The 23,794-nt window shown below is 36.0% G+C and carries 21 protein-coding genes and 1 other annotated feature; of the genes, 3 read left to right on the forward strand and 18 right to left on the reverse strand.

Annotated elements, in window-relative coordinates; genetic code table 11:
• Positions 1–75 precede the first annotated feature (75 nt).
• Together LQ598_RS05470 and LQ598_RS05475 are read right to left on the reverse strand one after the other, a co-directional pair.
• The gene (locus LQ598_RS05470; protein WP_239745338.1) at positions 76–1,038 is read right to left on the reverse strand and encodes an L-threonine 3-dehydrogenase; all 963 of its coding nucleotides are present in this window, start codon (positions 1,036–1,038) and stop codon (positions 76–78) included.
• Positions 1,039–1,565: 527 nt separating this feature from the next.
• Positions 1,566–2,753 (reverse strand): glycine C-acetyltransferase, encoded by a 1,188-nt coding sequence (locus LQ598_RS05475; protein ID WP_107536371.1) that lies wholly within the window; start codon positions 2,751–2,753, stop codon positions 1,566–1,568.
• Positions 2,754–2,906: 153 nt separating this feature from the next.
• Between LQ598_RS05475 and LQ598_RS05480 the strand changes: the two genes are divergently transcribed.
• From LQ598_RS05480 to LQ598_RS05490, 3 genes are read left to right on the forward strand one after another with little or no spacing between them, the layout of a single operon-like run.
• The gene (locus LQ598_RS05480; protein ID WP_103322203.1) at positions 2,907–4,076 is read left to right on the forward strand and encodes an amidohydrolase; all 1,170 of its coding nucleotides are present in this window, start codon (positions 2,907–2,909) and stop codon (positions 4,074–4,076) included.
• A 2-nt stretch (positions 4,077–4,078) separates the two neighbouring features.
• Complete coding sequence (locus LQ598_RS05485; protein ID WP_239745339.1) at positions 4,079–5,278, forward strand: amidohydrolase; 1,200 nt, start codon at positions 4,079–4,081, stop codon at positions 5,276–5,278.
• Positions 5,262–6,437, forward strand: coding sequence for a M20 metallopeptidase family protein (locus tag LQ598_RS05490; RefSeq protein ID WP_016911149.1), 1,176 nt, complete (start codon positions 5,262–5,264; stop codon positions 6,435–6,437). Before LQ598_RS05485 ends, LQ598_RS05490 begins: the two co-directional genes overlap by 17 nt.
• Positions 6,438–6,505: 68 nt before the next feature.
• On the opposite strand, the gene tuf is transcribed toward LQ598_RS05490, so the two are convergent.
• From tuf to LQ598_RS05570, 16 genes are all read right to left on the reverse strand, one after another.
• Positions 6,506–7,696, reverse strand: coding sequence for an elongation factor Tu (gene tuf / locus LQ598_RS05495; protein ID WP_107536373.1), 1,191 nt, complete (start codon positions 7,694–7,696; stop codon positions 6,506–6,508).
• 134 nt (positions 7,697–7,830) lie between these two features.
• Entirely contained in the window at positions 7,831–9,909 is a 2,079-nt protein-coding gene (fusA, locus tag LQ598_RS05500; RefSeq protein WP_107557148.1) for an elongation factor G, read from the reverse strand.
• Positions 9,910–10,051: 142 nt separating this feature from the next.
• Positions 10,052–10,522, reverse strand: coding sequence for a 30S ribosomal protein S7 (gene rpsG / locus LQ598_RS05505; RefSeq protein ID WP_016911152.1), 471 nt, complete (start codon positions 10,520–10,522; stop codon positions 10,052–10,054).
• 85 nt (positions 10,523–10,607) lie between these two features.
• Complete coding sequence (rpsL, locus tag LQ598_RS05510) at positions 10,608–11,030, reverse strand: 30S ribosomal protein S12 (RefSeq protein WP_016911153.1); 423 nt, start codon at positions 11,028–11,030, stop codon at positions 10,608–10,610.
• A gap of 91 nt (positions 11,031–11,121) precedes the next feature.
• Complete coding sequence (locus LQ598_RS05515; RefSeq protein ID WP_016911154.1) at positions 11,122–11,376, reverse strand: ribosomal L7Ae/L30e/S12e/Gadd45 family protein; 255 nt, start codon at positions 11,374–11,376, stop codon at positions 11,122–11,124.
• 133 nt (positions 11,377–11,509) lie between these two features.
• A complete protein-coding gene (gene rpoC, locus LQ598_RS05520; RefSeq protein WP_107536375.1) occupies positions 11,510–15,127 on the reverse strand; it encodes a DNA-directed RNA polymerase subunit beta' in 3,618 nt (1,205 codons plus the stop codon).
• A gap of 100 nt (positions 15,128–15,227) precedes the next feature.
• On the reverse strand, positions 15,228–18,782 hold the full coding sequence (rpoB, locus tag LQ598_RS05525; RefSeq protein WP_016911156.1) for a DNA-directed RNA polymerase subunit beta: 3,555 nt from the start codon (positions 18,780–18,782) through the stop codon (positions 15,228–15,230).
• A 206-nt stretch (positions 18,783–18,988) separates the two neighbouring features.
• Positions 18,989–19,597, reverse strand: a complete 609-nt coding sequence (locus LQ598_RS05530; protein ID WP_107557149.1) for a class I SAM-dependent methyltransferase — start codon at positions 19,595–19,597, stop codon at positions 18,989–18,991.
• 82 nt (positions 19,598–19,679) lie between these two features.
• Entirely contained in the window at positions 19,680–20,042 is a 363-nt protein-coding gene (gene rplL, locus LQ598_RS05535) for a 50S ribosomal protein L7/L12 (RefSeq protein WP_016911158.1), read from the reverse strand.
• Positions 20,043–20,082: 40 nt separating this feature from the next.
• Positions 20,083–20,589 (reverse strand): 50S ribosomal protein L10, encoded by a 507-nt coding sequence (gene rplJ, locus LQ598_RS05540; protein ID WP_107536376.1) that lies wholly within the window; start codon positions 20,587–20,589, stop codon positions 20,083–20,085.
• 43 nt (positions 20,590–20,632) lie between these two features.
• Positions 20,633–20,773: a sequence feature (ribosomal protein L10 leader region), on the reverse strand.
• A gap of 43 nt (positions 20,774–20,816) precedes the next feature.
• Positions 20,817–21,509, reverse strand: a complete 693-nt coding sequence (rplA, locus tag LQ598_RS05545) for a 50S ribosomal protein L1 (RefSeq protein ID WP_016911160.1) — start codon at positions 21,507–21,509, stop codon at positions 20,817–20,819.
• A 115-nt stretch (positions 21,510–21,624) separates the two neighbouring features.
• Positions 21,625–22,047, reverse strand: a complete 423-nt coding sequence (gene rplK / locus LQ598_RS05550) for a 50S ribosomal protein L11 (protein ID WP_016911161.1) — start codon at positions 22,045–22,047, stop codon at positions 21,625–21,627.
• A 147-nt stretch (positions 22,048–22,194) separates the two neighbouring features.
• On the reverse strand, positions 22,195–22,743 hold the full coding sequence (nusG, locus tag LQ598_RS05555) for a transcription termination/antitermination protein NusG (protein ID WP_016911162.1): 549 nt from the start codon (positions 22,741–22,743) through the stop codon (positions 22,195–22,197).
• A gap of 14 nt (positions 22,744–22,757) precedes the next feature.
• A complete protein-coding gene (gene secE / locus LQ598_RS05560) occupies positions 22,758–22,937 on the reverse strand; it encodes a preprotein translocase subunit SecE (RefSeq protein WP_016911163.1) in 180 nt (59 codons plus the stop codon).
• A 14-nt stretch (positions 22,938–22,951) separates the two neighbouring features.
• Complete coding sequence (gene rpmG, locus LQ598_RS05565; RefSeq protein WP_083840509.1) at positions 22,952–23,092, reverse strand: 50S ribosomal protein L33; 141 nt, start codon at positions 23,090–23,092, stop codon at positions 22,952–22,954.
• A 50-nt stretch (positions 23,093–23,142) separates the two neighbouring features.
• Complete coding sequence (locus LQ598_RS05570; protein ID WP_107536377.1) at positions 23,143–23,757, reverse strand: RNA polymerase sigma factor; 615 nt, start codon at positions 23,755–23,757, stop codon at positions 23,143–23,145.
• Positions 23,758–23,794 lie beyond the last annotated feature (37 nt).

Here is a 23,794-nt window from a genome sequence, read left to right on the forward strand (position 1 = left end):
TGTTAACAAGTATATCAGTCATGGAGGCGTTATTCAATGAATTTTTGGAAAATTTAAAAAATAAACACAATAAAGTTAGCTTCTTGCTAAATTATCTTTTTCTTTAATCGCTTTTAGCATTAATTCAGTCATACTATCTAAGTCATAATTTGGTGAAAATCCCCACTCTTCTTTAGCACAAGTTGAATCAATAGCGTTTGGCCAGCTATCAGCAATTGCTTGGCGTTCTGGATCAACATCATAACCTAATTCAAATTCAGGCATTTTCTTTTGAATAGATGCTTTGATTGTTTCCGGATCAACACTCATTGCACTAACATTATATGCATTACGATTGATTAATCGCTCACTGTCCGCTTCCATCAACTGAATGATTGCATCGATTGCATCATCCATAAACATCATATCCATATACGTATCTTGCGCAATATAACTGTCGTATCTGCCTTCACGTATCGCTTTGAAATAAATTTCAACTGCGTAATCCGTTGTACCTCCACCTGGTTCTTTTACATAAGAGATTAAGCCAGGGAACCTCATACTTCTCGTATCTACACCAAATTTAGTGAAGTAATAATCACATAATAATTCACCTGATACTTTATTCACACCATACATAGATGTTGGTCTTTGTATGGTAACTTGAGGTGTCATATCTTTAGGTGTATTAGGACCGAATGCACCAATTGAACTTGGTGTGAAGAATTGCATATCGAATTCACGTGCTATTTCAAGTGCATTTACTAATCCACCCATATTTAAGTTCCATGCAAATAATGGATTCTTTTCTGCTGTAGCTGAAAGTAATGCAGCCATATGCATTAAAGTATCTCCTTCAAATTCCTTTACCAATACTTGAAATCTATCATGGTCGGTTACATCTAATATTTCAAACGGACCGTTATTTATTTCACTATCACTTTCTGGTTCTCTAATATCTGTTGCTAGAATATTATCGTTACCATATTTCTTTCTTAGTTTTATCACTAATTCAGTCCCGATTTGCCCTAACGCTCCAGTGATTATGATCTTTTTCATTTTAAAATCCTCCTGTATTGTTGGAATGTTCATTTGTACTCCGGAGAAAAACAAAAGCGCTTTCTTTAATGTCATTCTACATTATTTTAACGATTTTGTATACTTCAGAAGTACACAACGAAGATAAAAAAGTTACTTAATACATAAAAACAACAGATCACGATACTGTTTTTAGTATATAGTGTGATATGTTTTAAAAATTTTACGATTTTGTTCGTGCATGCTTGCCTAGGGGTATGGTTCGAGCCTGTAGTCTCTCTCACATACTATTCCCTCAGGCGTCAGCACTTCACAAAATCGTGAGGAATATTATAAAGAATTTTTGCTATTTATCATGTGGAGCTTGACTTGATAAATTCAACGGCTCTATTTATCATGTGGACCGCGACATGATAAATTCACAGCCAAATCGCACGAAGACTCAGAAGATAAACTAAAAAGAGCGCAAATTCTTTAAAATCAAGAATTTACGCTCTTTTACATTAATCTAGGATGTTAATATCCCATCCCTTTGTTAAAAATTAAATTTATATTAATCCTAATTCTTTACCAATTTTTTCGTAAGTTTCAATGGCTTGATCAAGTTGTTCTTTAGTATGTGCGGCAGTAGGCATGTTTCTCACACGGCCAGTACCTTTTGGAACTGTTGGGAATACAATTGCTTTCGCATATACGCCTTCATCCATTAATCGTTTACTAAATGTTTGAGCTTCCTTCTCTTCGCCAATAATAACTGGCGTGATAGGTGTTTCAGAATGACCAATATCAAAGCCTTTTGCTTTTAAGCCTTCTTTTAAGTAATGAGCATTATCCCATAATTTATCATGCAATTCAGTTGAAGCCATTAATTTTTTAACTGACTCTGTAATTGCTTTCGTATCTCCAGGAGCTAAAGAAGTAGAGAATAAGAATGGTCTTGATGCAACTTTTAACCAATCAATTAAATCTTTAGTACCTGCTACATAGCCCCCTACTACACCAATAGCTTTAGAAAGTGTACCAATTTGGAAGTCTATTTTATCTTGTAAACCAAAATGTTTAACAGTTCCGGCACCTTTACCCATTACACCTGAACCATGCGCATCATCTACATATGTGATTAAGCCAAATTCTTCAGCTATTTCAACAATTTCAGGTAACTTAGCAACGTCCCCATCCATTGAGAATACACCGTCTGTGATGTACATTACTTTATTATACTGTCCAGATTCAACGACTTCTTTCGCTTTAGCTCTTAAATCTTCCATATCTGAATGATTCACACGAATGATTTTCGCTTTAGATAAACGACACCCATCAATAATTGACGCGTGATTCAATTCATCAGATAGTATTGCATCATTTTTATTCATGACAGCTGAAATAGCAGCCATGTTACAGTTAAATCCTGATTGATATGCAATCGCACTTTCCGTACCTTTAAATTGCGCTAACGTTTCTTCTAATTCTCTATGCAAATCTAATGTTCCATTAATAGTACGAACTGCACCGGCACCTACACCATGTGTATCAATAGCAGCTTTAGCAGCTTTTTTCAAATCTTCGTCTGTAGCTAATCCAAGATAGTTGTTTGATGATAAGTTGATATAACTTTTACCGCCGATTGTAATTTCAGCACCGTTCGCACCTTCAACGATATCAATTTCATTATATAAACCATTGTCCTTCAATTCATTTAAGTTAGTTGTTAAGAATGTATTTAATGTTTGGACCATTTTCACTGTCTCCTTTAGCACTTTTCATCAATCATAACACATCAAAATCAAAGAATTAAGCGTTATCATAGTAAATTGAATTGTTTAAATTTTCTATAAACTTTGCTACAATAGGCATACTATATTTTGATGGAATTGAAAGAAGGTTTATTCATGGTAAATTGGAAAGAAAAAGTAGAAAATAAATTCGATCGTTTAGTCGACATCAGACGATATATGCATAAGAATCCAGAACTATCATTTCATGAGGAAAAAACTCATGATTTTCTTTTATCTGAACTAAAAAAGTTAGATAAATTATCTATTAGAGAGCGCGTTGGAGAGCGTGGTATTGTCGCCAAGTTAGAAGGGAATCAACCTGGTCAAACAATCGCATTCCGAGCTGATTTTGATGCTTTACCGATACAGGACGAAAAAGACGTTCCATATAAATCAACTGTCGACGGTGTTATGCATGCTTGTGGTCACGATGGTCACACGGCAACACTTTTAACATTTTGCGAATTACTTCATGAACATCAACATTTACTTAAAGGTAATGTTGTCTTTATTTTTCAATATGCTGAAGAATTAAATCCCGGTGGTGCAAAAGCAATGGTGGATGATGGCGCACTAGATGGCGTGGATAAAATTTATGGAAACCATTTTTGGAGTGGTCATGAAACATCATCAATCAAGACAAAGCCTGCTGAAATGATGGCTTCTCCTGACTTTTTCGAAATAACGATTAAAGGTAAAGGCGGACATGGTGCCAAACCACATACTTCAATTGATCCAATTGTTATTGTAGCTGAATATATTTCTAGCATACAAAAAATCATATCTCGTCATATCGATCCGATTGATAGAGGCGTTATAACTGTTGGTAAAATAGACGCAGGAAGTGCTTTTAACGTAATAAGTGATACTGCTACAATTGAAGGTACCGTTAGAACTTTTAAACCTGAAGTTAAAGACACGATTGAAAAAGATCTTGAACGCTTATTAAAAGGTTTATGTATAGCCAATAACGCCACGTATGAATTTAATTATCGCAGAGGTTATCCTACAGTTGTAAACCACGATGCTCAATATAATGTCGTAAAAGAAGCAGCATCATCGTTAAATTTAACTTACGAAGATATTTCACCCATGATGATTGGCGAAGACTTCTCCTATTATCTGCTCAATCGTCCAGGCTGTTTCTTCTTAACTGGTAGCGGTAATGAGGACAAAGCTTCATTAGCACCTCATCATCACCCTATGTTTGATTTAGATGAAGAAGCAATGAAGACAACAACTGAAATGTTTATCAAAGTTCTTGAGATAGAAGGTGTTCTATAATCATGAGAAATATACTATTACAAAAAGTTGAAGACTATTATGATGAAATGATAGAAATTAGGAGACATTTACATATGTATCCAGAACTATCTTTTGAAGAAGTTAAAACACCTGCTTATATCGCTAACTATTTAAGAGATTTAGGTATCGATGTACAAGAAGGTGTTGGTGGACGTGGTGTAGTTGGCACGCTCAACAAAGATAAAGATGGTCCAACATTAGCCTTGCGCGCTGATTTTGATGCTCTACCTATACAAGATGAAAAAGACGCACCATACAAATCTACCGTTGATGGCGTCATGCATGCTTGTGGTCATGACGCACACACTGCAGTGCTCTTGATGACTGCTAAAATATTATCTGAACATAAAGATGAAATTAATGGTCGCGTCGTATTTATTCATCAACATGCTGAAGAAGTAGATCCTGGTGGTGCCATCCAAATGATCGCTGACGGCTGTTTAACAGGCGTTGATGCCATCATTGGACAACATGTATCAAGTAGCTTAGATGTCGGGAAAATAGGCTATAAATATGGTACAACGACAGGTATCCCAGATGACTTTTGGATTACTTTAAAAGGTAGAGGTGGACATGCCGCTCACCCTGATCAACTTATTGATCCATTAGCTGCAGGTATCCAATTATGTAATGATCTACAATATATTGTTTCACGTAAAACAAGTGCTTTGTCCCCTGCTGTATTATCTATCACAATGTTTAATGCTGGAGAAACAAATAATGTCATACCTGATACTTGTAAGATTGGTGGTACGATTAGAACTTTCGACGCCAATACTCAAATGAGCGTGATTGAAGGATTTAAAAAAGTACTCGAAGGTATCGCTACTTCTACAGATGTCACATACGATTTAAAATATAGTAAAGGTTACCCTCCTGTTGTAAATACTGAAAGAGAAACTGATTTAATATTAGAAGCTACTAAAGAAATATCCAGTGTTCAAGAATTAGTGGAATTGGAAGCAAGTTTAGGTGGAGAAGATTTTTCTTATTATCAACAGCGTGTACCTGGTGCATTTTTCTATACAGGAACACGAAACGAACATTTTAAAGCGGACTATCCACACCATCACCCTAAGTTCGATATTGATGAACAAGGACTCATTAATGCCGTACGAGTATTTTTATTAACTACATTTAAGTTTATGGAAAGGAATTATCAAAATGAATTTAACGTCTGAAGTTACAGAATATATGGATGAATTAATAGATATTAGAAGACATTTGCATCAACATCCTGAATTATCTTTTCAAGAAGAAAATACAAAAAAATATATCGCTGATTACCTTGAGAATTTAGGTATTGAAGTTAAAAAAGATGTAGGTGGTAATGGCCTTCTAGGATATATTAAAGGTGGCCATGAAGGTCCGACTATCGCTTTAAGAGCTGACTTTGATGCGTTACCTATTCAAGATGAAAAAGACGTACCGTATAAATCGACAGTTGACGGTGTCATGCATGCTTGTGGTCACGATGCACATACAGCAAGTTTATTAATAACTGCTAAAATTCTTAAAAATCATGAAAAAGACATTCACGGTAATGTCGTCTTAATCCATCAACATGCCGAAGAGTCACTTCCAGGTGGCGCAAAATCTATGATAGAAGCTGGTGCGCTTAATGGTGTAGATTATATCTTTGGTACGCACACTGCAAGTCATATAGAGGCAAATAAAGTTGGTTTTTGTTCAGGACCAGCATATGCAGCGGCTGATTCATTTGAAATCGATATCCAAGGTTTAGGTGGTCATGGTGCCATGCCACAGCTAGCTAAAGACCCAATTGTTGCAGCGTCTTCACTTATCGTTCAAGCACAAAGCATTGTATCTAGAACGATAGATCCTTTAGAGTCTGCCGTTGTCACATTTGGTACATTTAAAGGTGGTAATGCATTCAATGTTATCGCTGATAAAGTACAACTGACAGGCACAATTAGAACATACTTACCTAGCGTGAAAGAACAAATTAAAGAACGATTGAATGGCATATTAAACGGCATCGAATCAAGCTATGGTGTTAAATGTCATTTGAATTATCATGATGGTTATCCACCCGTTATTAACCATAAAAAAGAAACAGAGTGGGCTAAAAGTCTTGCAGCTGAAATTGATACCGTAGAAGAAGCTTATGACTTCCCTCCATCACTCGGTGGAGAAGATGTTGGTTATTTCTTACAACATGTACCGGGAACTTATTTCTTCACAGGTGTTGGAAATGAAACACTTAAAGCAAATTATCCTCACCACCATCCTAAGTTTGATCTAGATGAACAAGCTCTACAAAATAGCGTTAAACTCTTTTTATCAATAATTGAACATAGTTCAGAATTAGAACAATAAAAAAAGCTTGCTATGAGAAAACTCATAGCAAGCTTTTATTTGTTTAATCAAGATTGTTCAATATCGAATTAAGCTTCGATAACTGAAACAACACCTGATCCAACTGTACGTCCACCTTCACGGATTGAGAAACGAGTACCGTCTTCAATAGCGATTGGTGAAATTAATTCAACATTCATTTCGATGTTGTCGCCAGGCATAACCATTTCAACGCCTTCTGGTAAGTTAACTACACCAGTTACGTCTGTAGTACGGAAATAGAATTGTGGGCGGTAGTTTGTGAAGAATGGAGTATGACGTCCACCTTCTTCTTTTGATAATACATAAACTTCAGCTTTAAATTTAGTGTGAGGTGTGATTGAACCTGGTTTAGCTAATACTTGACCACGGTTAACGTCTTCACGAGCAACACCACGTAATAAAGCACCGATGTTATCTCCAGCTTCAGCGAAGTCTAATAATTTACGGAACATTTCAACACCAGTTACAGTTGTTTTAGAAGATTCTTCAGTTAAACCGATGATTTCAATCTCTTCACCAACTTTGATTTGACCACGTTCAACACGGCCTGTAGCAACAGTACCACGACCAGTGATTGAGAATACGTCCTCAACTGGCATCATGAATGGTTTGTCAGAATCACGTTCTGGAGTTGGGATGAATGAATCTACTGCATCCATTAATTCCACAATTTTGTCTTCGTAAGCTTCTTCGCCTTCTAAAGCTTTTAATGCTGAACCAGCGATTACAGGAACGTCGTCGCCTGGGAAGTCATATTCAGATAATAAATCACGAACTTCCATTTCAACTAATTCTAATAATTCTTCGTCGTCAACCATGTCAACTTTGTTTAAGAATACTACTAATGCAGGAACACCTACGTTACGTGATAAAAGAATGTGTTCACGAGTTTGAGGCATTGGGCCGTCAGCAGCAGATACTACTAAGATACCGCCGTCCATTTGAGCAGCACCAGTGATCATGTTTTTAACATAGTCAGCGTGTCCTGGGCAGTCAACGTGAGCATAGTGACGTTTTTCAGTTTCATATTCGATGTGTGAAGTATTAATTGTAATACCACGTTCTTTTTCTTCTGGAGCGTTATCGATTTGAGCGTATGAACGAGCTTCCCCGTCACCAGAACGTTTTGCTAATACAGTTGCAATAGCAGCTGTTAAAGTAGTTTTACCATGGTCAACGTGACCGATAGTACCAATATTGGCATGTGTTTTTGAGCGATCAAATTTTTCTTTAGCCATTATGAAATCTCTCCTATTCATATTAAAATTATTTTTTATTTAAGCCTCATGATGGTTACTCACCATCATGAGGAAACCTATATCTAATTTATAAATCATTTCGATGAAAAAATCAATTTATTAAAATGAATTAATTATTCACCTTTGTTTTTCTTGATAATTTCTTCTGAAATTGATTTTGGTACTTCTTCGTAGTGATCAAATACCATAGTATAAGTACCACGACCTTGAGTGTTAGAACGTAAGTTTGTAGCGTAACCGAACATTTCAGATAGTGGAACAAATGCACGAACAACTTGAGCGTTACCGCGTGCTTCCATACCTTCAACACGTCCACGACGACTTGTTACGTCACCCATGATGTCACCCATGTATTCTTCAGGCATAACGATTTCAACTTTCATCATTGGCTCTAAGATTACAGGATCACATTTTTTAGCTGCTTCTTTAAGTGCTAATGAAGCAGCTACTTTGAAGGCCATTTCTGATGAATCGACATCATGATATGAACCGTCATAAAGTTTAGCTTTAACATCAACTAATGGATAACCAGCTAATACACCGTTTTCCATTGAATCTTTAAGACCAGCTTCAACTGATGGAATGTATTCACGAGGAACTACACCACCGACAATAGCGTTTTCGAATTCGAAACCGCCACCTTGTTCGTTAGGTGTGAATTCAATATGAACATCACCATATTGTCCACGTCCACCTGATTGACGAGAGAATTTACCTTGTACTTGAGCAGATGTTTTGAACGTTTCGCGGTATGATACCATTGGAGCACCAACAGTACATTCAACTTTGAATTCACGTTTCATACGGTCTACTAAAATATCAAGATGTAATTCACCCATACCACCGATGATAACTTGTCCAGTTTCATGGTCAGTGTGTGCATGGAATGTTGGATCTTCTTCTTGTAATTTCACTAATGCATTAGTCATTTTATCTTGGTCAGCTTTAGATTTAGGTTCAACTGACAAGTGGATAACTGGTTCTGGGAAGTCCATTGATTCTAAGATGATGTCATCTTTTTCATCACATAAAGTATCACCAGTTGAAGTATCTTTAAGACCAATAGCACCAGCAATGTCACCAGAATATACTGTAGAAATCTCTTCACGAGAGTTAGCGTGCATTTGTAGGATACGACCTACACGTTCACGTTTACCTTTAATAGAGTTTTTAATGTATGAACCTGATTCCATTGTTCCTGAATATACACGGAAGAATGTTAATTTACCTACGAATGGGTCAGTCATTACTTTGAACGCTAATGCAGCAAAAGGTGCTGAGTCATCAGGTCTAGCAATTACTTCTTCGTCTCCGTCAGTTCTATGTCCAACAATTGGTTTAACATCTAATGGAGATGGTAGGTAATCAATAACTGCGTTCAACATTAATTGAACACCTTTGTTTTTGAATGCTGTACCACAAAGTACTGGGTAGAATTCAATGTCACAAGTAGCTTTACGGATAGCCGCTTTAAGCTCTTCGACCGAAATTTCTTCTCCAGCTAAATATTTTTCCATTAATTCATCATTTGATTCAGCAACAGCTTCGATTAAAGCTTCACGAGCTTCTTCCGATTGTTGTCTATGAGATTCTGGAATCTCAACTTCTTCAATTTCAGTACCTAAATCGTTATTGTATTGGAAACATTTCATTTCTACTAAGTCAATAATAGCGCTGAAATCATCTTCGGCACCGATAGGTAATTGAATTGGGTGAGCGTTTGCTTGCAAACGATCATGTAATGTACCAACTGAATATTCAAAGTTCGCACCCATTTTATCCATTTTATTAATGAATACAATACGTGGTACTCCGTAAGTTGTAGCTTGGCGCCAAACAGTTTCTGTTTGAGGTTCAACACCTGATTGCGCATCAAGTACAGTTACAGCACCATCAAGTACACGTAATGAACGTTCAACTTCAACTGTGAAGTCTACGTGTCCTGGTGTATCGATGATGTTTACACGGTGACCATCCCATTGTGCAGTAGTCGCAGCAGAAGTGATTGTAATACCACGCTCTTGCTCTTGATCCATCCAGTCCATTTGTGAAGCACCTTCATGTGTTTCACCAATTTTGTGGATACGGCCTGTGTAATAAAGAATACGTTCAGTAGTCGTTGTTTTACCAGCATCGATGTGTGCCATGATACCGATATTACGAGTGTTTTTCAAAGAAAAATCTCTTGCCATAGTATTCTTACTCCTTCCAAAACATTGGATATTTGGTTGTTGCTTGTATAGATACTTTGATACCCTAAGAGTTTAAAAAACTAGAGATGACCTTAGTAAAGGAATCTTTATGATTTTAACGCTTAGGGTCCTAAGTTCTATCTTACCAACGATAATGAGCAAATGCTTTGTTAGCTTCTGCCATTTTATGAGTATCTTCACGTTTCTTAACTGCGCCACCAGTATTGTTGGCAGCATCTAAGATTTCATTAGCTAAACGCTCTTCCATAGTTTTTTCACCACGAAGACGAGCATAGTTAACTAACCAACGTAAACCTAAAGTTGTACGACGCTCTGGACGTACTTCTACAGGTACTTGATAGTTTGAACCACCTACACGGCGAGCTTTTACTTCAAGTACAGGCATAATGTTGTTGATAGCTTCATCGAATACTTCGATTGCATCTTTACCTGAACGTTCTTGAACAAGTTCAAATGCTGAATAAAGAATTCTTTGAGCAGTACCACGTTTCCCATCAAGCATGATTTTGTTGATTAATTTAGTTACTAATTTTGAGTTGTGAATTGGATCTGGTAATACATCTCTTTTTGCAACTGGACCTTTACGAGGCATAATCGTAATCCTCCTTCCTTATTATAAAGTTTATTTGATTTATCGTCATTTAAAAAACTGTTATTTACAGAAATTTAACGTTAGATTATTTTTTTGCAGCTTTTGGTTTTTTAGTACCATAATGTGAACGACTTTGCATACGTCCATCAACACCAGAAGTATCTAAAGCACCACGTACGATATGATAACGCACACCAGGTAAATCTTTTACACGTCCACCACGAATAAGTACAACACTGTGTTCTTGTAAGTTGTGGCCAATACCAGGGATATACGCGTTAACTTCGATGTTGTTTGATAAACGAACACGAGCATATTTACGTAAAGCTGAGTTAGGTTTCTTAGGTGTCATAGTTCCCACACGAGTACATACACCACGTTTTTGTGGAGAGTATACAGTAGTCATTTTTTTCTTCATGCTATTGTAACCTCTGTTTAACGCTGGTGAGTTTGATTTTTGTGATTTACTAGTACGAGGTTTACGTACTAATTGGTTAATAGTAGGCATCTTTAATGTCCTCCTCTCTTCATTTCTTAATTCCACACATCCAGGTGGTTCATTTAAAGGTAAATAAAAATAGTAAGCACAGCTTACAAATTTATTTGAGCAATGCAACAACTGTCGCATTTACTTCTATTCCATAGTGCGATCCAAGTTCTTGTCTGCTAGGACTATAACTTATTGGAACGTCTGTCTCAAATGCTACAGTTAACACTTTAGACAAAATATGAATATTTACATCTTGAGCAATGATTACTTTACGTACCTCATGCTTCAATAATGCTTTAGTGGTCTGTTTTAAACCAATGACATAACTGTCTTGATTTAAGCTTAAGGCTTTTTCATTAGACATTTGATATCCTCCAAAGCGTCTGCTTTCATCAACCTTAACAATAATAACATCGTACAGTCGTAAAGTCAATATATTTCAAGGTGTTTTTATAATAAAATATAAGCTGTTCTAGATACTAGAACAGCTATATATATTAGTCAGTAACGACTGGTTCTTGAGGTGAAACTTTTTTCTCAACTTTTTCAAAGTCAACGCCAGTATATCTTCTCATGCCTGTACCAGCAGGAATCAATTTACCGATGATAACATTTTCTTTAAGTCCAAGTAAGTTATCACGCTTACCTTTAATGGCAGCATCTGTAAGAACTCTTGTTGTTTCTTGGAATGAAGCTGCTGATAAGAAACTTTCAGTTTCAAGAGATGCTTTAGTAATACCAAGTAATACAGGTTTTGCAGTCGCCGGACGTTTACGTGTAGCGAATACTTCTCTGTTAGCATCAGTAAATGTATGAATATCAACTAATGCACCTGGTAATAATTTAGTATCTCCAGCTTCGATAATTCTTACTTTACGAAGCATTTGTCTAACCATAACTTCAACGTGTTTATCTGAAATTTCAACACCTTGCATACGGTAAACTTTTTGTACTTCTTTAAGTAAGTATTTCTGTGTAGCATTTAATCCTGCTACTGCTAGTAATCCTTTAGGTTCAATTGAACCTTCTGTCATTACTTCACCACGTTCAACGTATTGTCCTTCTTCAACTTTAAGTCGAGAAGTACCAGGAGCGTTATAAGTACGGATTTCATTTTCGCCTTTAACTTTAATTTCTTGTTGACGATCTTTAACGATAGTAATTTCAGTTACTTCACCGTTAATTTCAGAAATTACCGCTTGACCTTTAGGATTACGCGCTTCAAATAACTCTTGAATACGAGGTAAACCTTGGGTAATATCGGCTCCTGCAACACCGCCGGTATGGAATGTACGCATTGTAAGCTGAGTACCTGGTTCACCAATTGATTGTGCAGCAATTGTACCAACTGCTTCACCAACTTCAACTTGTTCACCAGTTGCTAAGTTCTTACCATAACATTTTTCACATACACCATGACGTGTGTTACAAGTGAATGCTGAACGGATATGCATTTCAGTAATACCAGCATCAATGATTATTTTAGCAATTTCTGCTGTTATAAGTTCGTTAACTTTAATGATCACTTCGTCTGTTTCTGGATGACGTAATGTTTCTTTAGAGTAACGACCTTCTATACGTTCAATAAATGGCTCAATTAATTCTGAACCTTCTCTTATATCAGAAACTAATAATCCTCGGTCAGTACCACAGTCTTCTTCTCTGACGATAACATCTTGTGCTACGTCAACTAGACGACGTGTTAAGTAACCTGAATCGGCAGTTTTCAGTGCTGTATCGGCAAGACCTTTACGAGCACCGTGAGTTGAGATGAAGTATTCAAGTACTGTTAAACCTTCTCTGAATGAAGATTTAATCGGTAACTCGATAATTTTACCAGATGGGTTAGCCATCAAACCACGCATACCAGCTAGCTGAGTGAAGTTAGATGCGTTACCACGCGCTCCTGAGTCACTCATCATGAAGATTGGGTTTAAGCTGTCTAATGACATCATTAATTTAGCTTGAATATCATCTTTCGCTCTAGTCCAAATTTCAATAATTGCTGCATAACGTTCGCTTTCAGTGATTAAACCACGGCCAAATTGTTTTTGTACTTTTTCAACTTTAAGGTCTGCTTCTCCGATAATTTCTTCTTTCTCAGGAAGAACCACGATATCAGAAACACCAACTGTAATACCAGCACGAGATGAATATTTAAATCCTAAATCTTTCATCTTATCTAGCATCATTGAAGTATCTGTAATATGGAATTTATTGAAGATTTCAGCAATGATTTCACCTAAGAATTTTTTGTTGAATGGTTTAACAAGTTCAACATCTTCTAAGTATTCAATCAAGCCACCTTCTGGTAAATCAGTAGGTGAAACAAAATATTTATCTGGTGTTGATTTTTCTAGATTGAAATTAGTCGGTTCATTTAAATATGGGAATGATTCCGGCATAATTTCATTAAAGATAACTTTACCAACAGATGTAAGTAATAATTTGTTATTTTGATCTTCAGTGAATGTTGGATTTTTTAATGATTTTGCTTGAATTGCTATACGTGAATGTAAATGTACATATCCATTTGCGTAAGCTTTAATAACTTCATTTGTTTCACTAAAGATATCTCCAGCTCCCATTGCACCTTTACGTTCAAGTGTTAAGTAATAGTTACCTAGTACCATATCTTGAGAAGGTGTAACAACTGGTTTACCATCTTTAGGGTTTAAAATGTTTTGTGCTGCAAGCATTAACATACGCGCTTCTGCTTGTGCTTCTTTTGATAAAGGAACATGGACAGCCATTTGGTCACCATCAAAGTCAGCGTTATAAGCAGTTGTAACAAGTGGATGAAGTCTTATCGCACGACCTTCTACTAATGTAGGTTCAAACGCTTGGATACCTAGACGGTGAAGCGTTGGTGCACGGTTTAGTAATACTGGATGTTCTTTGATAACATCTTCTAGTACGTCCCAAACTTCTTCTTCCATTCTTTCAATCTTGCCTTTTGCATTCTTGATGTTAGTCGCTATTTCTCGCTCAACAAGCTCTTTCATGATGAAAGGTTTGAACAATTCAAGCGCCATTTCTTTCGGTAAACCACATTGGTACATTTTAAGGTTAGGACCAACTACGATAACTGAACGACCTGAATAGTCGACACGTTTACCAAGTAAGTTTTGACGGAAACGACCTTGTTTACCTTTTAACATATGTGATAGTGATTTCAATGGACGGTTACCAGGTCCTGTAACAGGACGACCACGACGACCATTGTCGATTAACGCATCTACAGCTTCTTGTAACATACGTTTTTCATTTTGAACGATAATACCAGGTGCACCTAAGTCTAATAAACGTTTCAAACGATTATTACGGTTAATAACACGACGGTATAAATCATTTAAATCACTTGTTGCGAAACGACCACCATCTAATTGAACCATTGGACGGATTTCAGGTGGGATAATTGGTAACACATCTAAAATCATCCATGATGGTTCGTTACCTGAGTGACGGAATGATTCAACAACTTCTAAACGTTTGATTGCTCTAGTTAATCTTTGTCCAGTTGCTGATTCTAATTCTTCACGTAATGATTTTAATTCTTTTTCTAAATCAATATTATTTAATAAATCACGGATGGCTTCTGCACCCATTTTTGCTGAGAATTTACCAGGATATTTATCGTAGTATTCACGATATTCGCCTTCAGTTAATAGTTGTTTCTTATCTAGCCCAGTTGGACCTGGATCGATTACAGTATAAGAAGCAAAGTATATAACTTCTTCAAGTGAACGTGGTGACATATCAAGTAATAGTCCCATACGACTTGGGATACCTTTGAAGTACCATATATGAGAAACTGGTGCTGCTAATTCAATGTGCCCCATTCTTTCGCGACGCACTTTTGATTTCGTAACTTCTACACCACATCTGTCACAAACCATGCCTTTATAACGTACTCTTTTATATTTACCACAACTACATTCCCAGTCCTTAGTTGGACCGAAAATTTTCTCACAGAATAAGCCATCTCTTTCTGGTTTTAACGTACGGTAGTTAATTGTTTCTGGTTTTTTCACTTCACCAAATGACCAAGAACGGATCTTCTCAGGTGAAGCAAGTCCTATTTTCATGTAATGGAAATTATTTACATCAATCAAGGAGCCTACCTCCTTCAATTTAAATTAGTTGTGCCGGTTGATTGATAATGTATAACAAATGAAAAGCGCAAATGTCTTACCAAATGCGCTTTATTAACTTTTAATCAGTTACTTGTTGTCCTTCTATTGCTGCATCTTGTGAAACACCTAACTCAACTTTCTTGTCCATCATTTCTTCATCTTCTAAATCACGCATTTCGATTTCGTTATCATGTTCGTCCATAACTTTAACGTCTAGACCTAAACTTTGTAACTCTTTCATTAACACGCGGAATGATTCAGGAACACCCGGTTTAGGGATGTTTTCACCTTTTACGATGGCTTCGTAAGTTTTAACACGACCTACAGTATCATCAGATTTATAAGTTAAAATCTCTTGTAAAGTATATGCAGCACCATAAGCTTCAAGTGCCCATACCTCCATCTCACCGAAACGTTGTCCACCAAACTGTGCTTTACCGCCCAGTGGTTGTTGTGTAACAAGTGAGTATGGTCCAGTAGAACGTGCGTGCAATTTGTCATCTACCATGTGTGCAAGTTTAAGCATATACATAACACCTACAGATACACGGTTGTCAAACGGTTCACCAGTACGACCATCGTAAAGTACAGTTTTACCATCACGGGCCATACCTGCTTCTTCAATAGTTGACCAAACATCATCATCGTTTGCACCATCAAATACTGGTGAAGCAACATGAATACCTAAATTCTTAGCTGCCATTCCAAGATGAAGTTCTAATACTTGTCCGATATTCATACGAGAAGGTACACCTAGTGGGTTTAACATGATATCAATTGGTGTGCCATCTGGTAAGTAAGGCATATCTTCTTCTGGTAAAATACGAGAAATAACACCTTTGTTACCATGACGACCACACATTTTATCTCCGACATGTATTTTACGTTTTTGAACGATATATACACGTACTAATTGGTTAACACCTGGAGATAATGAATCATCGCCTTCTTCTCTATTAAATACTTTAACATCTAATACAATACCACCTGCACCATGAGGTACACGTAATGATGTATCACGAACTTCACGAGCTTTTTCACCAAAGATTGCATGTAATAATCTTTCTTCAGCAGTTAGTTCAGTTACACCTTTAGGCGTTACTTTACCAACAAGAATATCCCCATCTTTAACTTCTGCACCAACGTAAACAATACCACGATCATCTAAGTTTTTAAGTGCATTATCAGAAACGTTAGGAATATCACGTGTGATTTCTTCAGGTCCTAATTTAGTATCACGAGCTTCTGATTCATACTCTTCAACGTGAATTGAAGTGTAAACGTCATCTTTAACTAAACGTTCACTCATGATTACAGCATCCTCGTAGTTATAACCGTCCCATGTCATGAAACCAACAACTACGTTACGACCAAGTGCCATTTCACCTAATTCCATTGAAGGACCATCAGCTAAAATTTCACCTTTATCCACAATGTCACCACTCGAAATGATTGGACGTTGATTATAACAAGTACCAGAGTTACTACGTTTGAATTTAGATAATGGGTAACGGTCTAATTCCGTTTCGATTTCTTTACCATTTTCTTCAACAATACGTCTAACTAAAATTTCTTTAGCTTCAACGTGTTCAACTCTACCTTTAAATTTCGCAACTACAGCTGCTCCTGAATCACGTGCAGTCACATGTTCCATACCTGTACCAACAAATGGCGCTTCAGGATTCATTAAAGGCACTGCTTGACGTTGCATGTTTGCACCCATAAGCGCACGGTTAGAGTCATCGTTTTCTAAGAAAGGAATACATGCTGTCGCAGCAGAAACAACCTGTTTAGGTGATACATCCATGTAATCCATACGTTCTTTAGGTTTCGTAGTATTATCCCCACGGAAACGACAAAGTACTTCATCATCAACGAATTTACCTGTTTCATCAAGTACTGAGTTTGCTTGCGCTACAACATAGCTGTCTTCTTCGTCAGCTGTTAAATAGTCAATTCTGTCAGTAACTTGGTTTGTTTCGATATTAACCTTACGATAAGGCGTTTCAATAAAACCAAATTCATTAACTCTCGCATAACTTGATAAAGAGTTAATTAAACCGATGTTTGGTCCCTCAGGTGTTTCAATTGGACACATACGACCATAGTGAGAATAGTGAACGTCACGTACTTCCATACCAGCACGTTCACGAGTTAAACCGCCGGGTCCTAATGCTGATAGACGACGTTTATGAGTTAACTCAGCTAATGGGTTTGCTTGGTCCATGAATTGAGATAATTGAGAACTACCAAAGAATTCTTTAATAGACGCAATAACTGGACGAATATTAATTAATTGTTGAGGTGTAATTGATTCAGTATCTTGAATTGACATACGTTCACGTACGACACGTTCCATACGTGATAAACCAATTCTAAATTGGTTTTGTAATAATTCGCCTACTGAACGTAAACGACGATTACCTAAGTGGTCAATGTCATCTGTATAACCTACACCATGTAACAAGTTAAAGAAATATGATAATGAAGAAATAATATCTGCTGGAGTAATACATTTCACTGCTTCATCAGGGAACGCATTACCAATCACTGTTGTTGTACGTTTTTCTTCATCACCAGGAATGTAAATTTTAACTGCTTGTACTTCAACTGGTTCATCTAATACGCCACTATTTAATTCATATACATGAATATTAGCGTTAGATTCTAATACGTCAATAATTTTATCTAAATTACGACGATCTAGTACAGTACCTTCTTCAGCTGCAATTTCACCTGTTTCAACATCAACGATAGGTTCAGCTAACGTTTGGTTGAATAAACGGTGTTTAAGATGTAATTTTTTATTCATTTTATAACGACCTACGCTTGCTAAATCATAACGTTTTGGGTCGAAGAAACGTGAATATAATAAACTTTTAGCGTTCTCTACTGTTGGTGGTTCTCCCGGACGTAAACGCTCATAGATTTCAAGCAATGCTTGATCTGTTGTTTCAGTATTATCTTTGTCTAATGCGTTTCTAAGGTATTCATTATCACCAAGTAAATCAATGATTTCTTGATCAGATGAGAAACCTAGTGCACGGACTAATACTGAAATTGGTAATTTACGAGTTCTATCTATTCTTACGTAAGGAACATCTTTCGCATCTGTTTCATACTCTAACCATGCACCACGGTTAGGAATTACAGTTGTTCCAAAACTCACTTTACCGTTTTTATCAACTTTTTCATTGAAATAAACGGATGGTGAACGTACAAGTTGAGATACAATAACACGTTCTGCACCATTAATTACGAAAGTACCAGTGTCAGTCATTAATGGGAAATCACCCATAAATACTTCTTGGTCTTTTACTTCGCCTGTTTCTTTATTGATTAAACGGACTTTAACGCGTAATGGCGCGGAATATGTCGCATCACGGTTTTTAGACTCCTCTAAATCATACTTCGGTTCACCTAAACGGTAATCTACGAATTCTAAAGATAAGTTACCTGTAAAGTCATCAATTGGAGAAATGTCTCGGAACATTTCAAGTAAACCTTCTTTAAGAAACCATTGATATGATTTCGTTTGAATCTCGATTAAGTTAGGTAGTTCTAAAATTTCGGAAATTCTCGCATAACTTCTACGAACACGATGTCTTCCATACTGGATAAGTTGACCTGTCAACAGATTCACCCCTCAAATATTGTGAATATAACTTTGCGCCTTACAAAATAAATATAATAAGACAAAAAGAAAACGGAAAGTCAATGATTCCATTTTCTATTTCGTACGACTTATTCCTAACATTCAATTAAGGGCGACGCAAAAGTACACACTTATTGAATATAATTTTTAACATTCTATTACTATATCAGAACAAAACACCAAAATCAAGTTTTTACACTTTTTAAAATGTAATAACCCTTGCTTTTTTCTATTGTTTCTGCATTGCCATAAAGGGCTTGCATTTTCTTCTTCGCAGAAGGCATTCCTTGTTTCTTTTGAATTACGACCCAAAGCTCTCCACCACTAGTTAATACATCATCACTTTGTTCAATTATTCGATGTACAACTTCTTTTCCAGCTCTTATAGGTGGATTTGTTAGTACATAATCAAATTTCAAATCTAATACAGCATCTAAACAATTGCTCGTTTTTATGTCTGCATTGCTAATTTGATTAATCTTTTTATTCTCTTTCGCTAAGTCCAATGCGCGTTCGTTAACATCCACTAATGTTATTTCACTATGAGGAAGTACTTTTGCACACATTAAACCTATAGGACCGTATCCGCAACCTACATCCAATATTTTCTTTTTAGGACCAGGGGGGTTAGCATTTAAAAAAGTAGAAACTAATAAATCAGATCCAAAATCTATTTTCCCTTTTGAGAAAACACCATGATCTGTCTGAAGGGAGAGTTTGATGTCGCGGTAGAAATAATCGAAATTTTCTCGTTCCGACTTCACATTTGGATCATTATCAAAATAATGACTCATTACGCCACCTCTTTATTGCATTTAATGAGTAAAGAAAAACCCGTTATCATGATAATAACGGGTTTTTGATTTAATACGGAGATTATTTTACTTCTACAGATGCGCCAACTTCTTCTAATTTTTCTTTTAAAGCTTCAGCGTCTTCTTTAGATAAACCTTCTTTAACAACTTTAGGAGCGTTGTCTACGATTTCTTTAGCTTCTTTTAAGCCTAAACCAGTTATTTCTTTAACTGCTTTAACAACTTTAATTTTTGAATCTCCAGCTGAAGTTAATTCAACGTTGAATTCAGTTTGTTCAGCTGCTGCGTCTGCACCAGCTGCGCCAGCTGCTGCTACTGGAGCTGCTGCTGTTACACCAAATTCTTCTTCAATAGCTTTTACTAAGTCGTTTAATTCTAATACTGACATTTCTTTGATTTCTTCGATAATTTTTTCATTAGTCATGATATATATCCTCCATTAATTGATTTTATTTGTTGCTGAATTATTCAGCACTTTCTTCTTTTTGTTCTCCAACAGCTTTAACTGCATAAGCAAAGTTACGAACTGGAGCTTGTAATACAGATAGTAACATTGATACAAGACCATCTTTTGATGGTAATGAACCGATTGTGTTAACTTCTTCTGCAGAAACAACTTGTCCTTCAATAACACCTGCTTTGATTTCTAATGCTTCGTTTGCTTTAGCAAAGTCAGCAAGAATTTTCGCTGGCTCAACAACTTCTTCATTTGAAAAAGCAATTGCGTTAGGACCAGTTAATGATTCTTCTAAACCTTCGATTCCAGCAGCTTCAGCAGCACGACGAACTAAAGTATTTTTGTAAACTTTATATTCGATACCAGCTTCACGTAATTGTTTACGTAATTCAGTAACTTGCGCAACTGTTAAACCACGGTAATCCACAATAATTGTTGAAACAGAATTTTTAAATTGTTCTGAAATTAGATCAACTTTTTGTTGTTTTACTTCAACGATTTTTGAATTAGACATCTTTACACCTCCATATTATTTATCACGTGCTTTTATGATGAGGTTTCTCAACAAAAAAGCACTTTTTACCTACGGCAAAAAGTGCTTGAAATTTATACGTTCAAGTCAATTTAGGCCTCGGTAGGATTAACTTTTAAGTCCAAAAATGAACTCCTACTGTCTTAGGTTAAATATTACACATCAAAAACTATAACGCGTTTCGGACGTGAAGTCAATATATTTATATTTTAAAGTTTGAAGCTTGAAGTATCAACTTTGATACCAGGGCCCATTGTTGTTGTAACAGCAACAGACTTGAAGTAAGTACCTTTAGATGATGATGGTTTAGCTTTTGTTAATGTATCTTTGATTGTTTTGAAGTTTTCAACTAATTGTTGCTCTTCAAATGATACTTTACCAATAGATGCATGAACAATACCAGATTTTTCAGCACGGTATTCTACTTTACCTGCTTTAATTTCTCCGACTGCTTTTTGGATATCCATAGTAACTGTACCAGTTTTAGGGTTTGGCATTAAACCTTTAGGTCCTAATACACGACCAAGTTTACCAACTTCACCCATCATATCAGGTGTAGCTACGATTACATCAAATTCGAACCAACCTTGGTTGATTTTATTAATGTATTCTTCACCTACATAGTCTGCTCCAGCTTCTTCTGCTTCTTTAATTTTATCGCCTTTAGCGAATACTAATACACGTTGTGTTTTACCAGTACCGTGTGGTAATACTACAGCACCACGGATTTGTTGGTCATTTTTACGAGTATCAATACCTAAACGAAATGCAACTTCTACAGATGCATCAAAGTTAACAGTACTTGTTTCTTTTGCTAATTTGATCGCTTCTTCTATTTCATATGTTGAATTACGGTCAACTTTAGCAATTGCTTCTTGATACTTTTTACCTTTTTTAGCCATATTGTTTTTCCTCCTTTAGTGGTTTTAGCGGAATGTTACCTCCCACGTGCATTGCTATAAAGACAATGCAATAGCAGACAGCGAAACAGCCGCCTGCTTAAACTTAAAATTTCGATTATTCTACGACAATACCCATACTACGTGCAGTACCTTCAACGATACGTATAGCTGCTTCTTCAGATGCTGCATTTAAGTCAGGCATTTTAGTGTTAGCAATTTCACGTACTTGGTCTTGAGTTACTGTTGCAACTTTAGTTTTGTTAGGTTCACCTGAACCTTTTTCTACTTTAGCTGCTTTTTTAAGTAATACTGCTGCAGGTGGTGTCTTAGTGATGAAAGTAAATGAACGATCTTCAAATACTGTAATTTCAACTGGAATGATTAAACCTGCTTGCTCTTGTGTACGAGCGTTGAATTCTTTACAGAATCCCATAATATTCACACCGGCTTGACCTAATGCAGGACCAACTGGTGGTGCTGGATTCGCTTTACCTGCAGGAATTTGCAATTTAACTACTTTAACTACTTTTTTAGCCACGATGTGCACCTCCTTGATATCGTGATGTGGTCATGGGGTAATGATATTTTACCCTCCCACTCTTCATTTCGTAATGAAATGGTTGCGCATAGTCCGAGCGCGACCTTTAAATAATAACATTGAAATTTTAAAATTTCAAGTGTTTTTTTACAACTTTTCAATTTGGTCGAATTCTACTTCAACCGGTGTTTCTCTACCAAACATATCTACAAGTACAGTTAATTTATACTTCTCAACATCTATTTCTTTAATTTCACCAACTTGGTTACTAAACGGACCACTTGTTACACGAACTTGCTCACCTAGTTCAACTTTAACATCGACTGTTTTTTCTGACATACCCATTTGTTTCAAAATAAATTTCGCTTCATCAGGTAATAGTGGGTTAGGTTTAGAACCTGCACCTGCAGATCCAACAAATCCTGTAACACCAGGTGTATTTCTGACAATATACCATGATTCATCTGTCATGATTAATTCTACTAATACATAACCTGGAAATGTCTTTTTAATTGTTGTTTTCGCTTTACCATCTTTAATAGAAGTTTCTTCTTCTTCTGGAATTACAACTCTAAAGATTTGTTCTTGCATATTCATTGTATCTACACGCTTTTCAAGGTTAGTTTTAACTTTATTTTCATAACCTGAATAAGTGTGGACTGCGTACCATCGTTTAGCGCCTATATCTTCTGACATTTTGCCACTCCTTACTATCTAATAAAATTAATTAATTCTGTAATTCCTAAATCTAATGCATAGAAAAAGATTAAGAAAAAGATTACTGTACACACCACTATCGTTGTATATTTAACAAGTTCTTTGCCTGTTGGCCAACTTGTTTTTTGCATTTCGGATTTTACGCCTTGAAAGAAGTTTTCTTTTTTAGCCATTGATTTTCCTCCTTTTAGATGGATTCTTTATGCAATGTATGCGTATTACAAGTTTTACAAAACTTTTTTAGCTCTAATCGTTCATCTGTATCTTTTTTAGGGACTGTATAATTCCTAGCTCCGCATTTCTCGCAATTTAAAGGGACTTTTCTCATCTTATCACCTAATTCATTCTAATCCTAGATTAATATACAAAACAAAACACCTAATTGTCAAACAGAGCTGAAGTAATTTCAGCTTTATTGAGTTTCTTTTTTAATTGGTATTGTGCGTTATATATATGCTTCACTGGGATATTTAATTCTGTCGATATTTCTTTTTTTGTTTTTCCTTGCAAAGTTAATTTTACTACGTTTGCTTCCATAGTAGTTAACTTTTTACATTTAAATAAATATAATAGAAAACTTTCTATTAACACAGCATCTTCAAACGACGGAGCATTGATATCATAGATACGTTCCGCTAAACTATACGATTCACTACTTAACTCATCTATACGCAACGATTCTGTATGCAGTTTATATTTCTCGCTTTTTGTTTTACGTATATAATCAATTTTAGCATTTTTAATAATAACGTTCACACAATGAGCAAAAGACTCCTCCTTTTGAAAATCAAAAGTCAGCGCTTGCTTATATAATTTATATCTAATCACCTGTGCAATATCTTCTTTATCTTCAATAGATAACCTTAAAGCGTTCAATCTTTTTATGATGTCTTTTTCAAAAACATTTAATAGTTGATTAAATGTTTCTTTTTCACCTTGTTGTATAGCATGAATCCATTTTAAAAGTTGTTGCTCTGTAATTATGTCATACATGATGTCCATTCCTCGTATTAGTGATGAACATATTTTA

Origin of the sequence: Mammaliicoccus sp. F-M27 (assembly GCF_022387115.1) — a bacterium.
GTDB lineage: Bacteria > Bacillota > Bacilli > Staphylococcales > Staphylococcaceae > Mammaliicoccus > Mammaliicoccus vitulinus.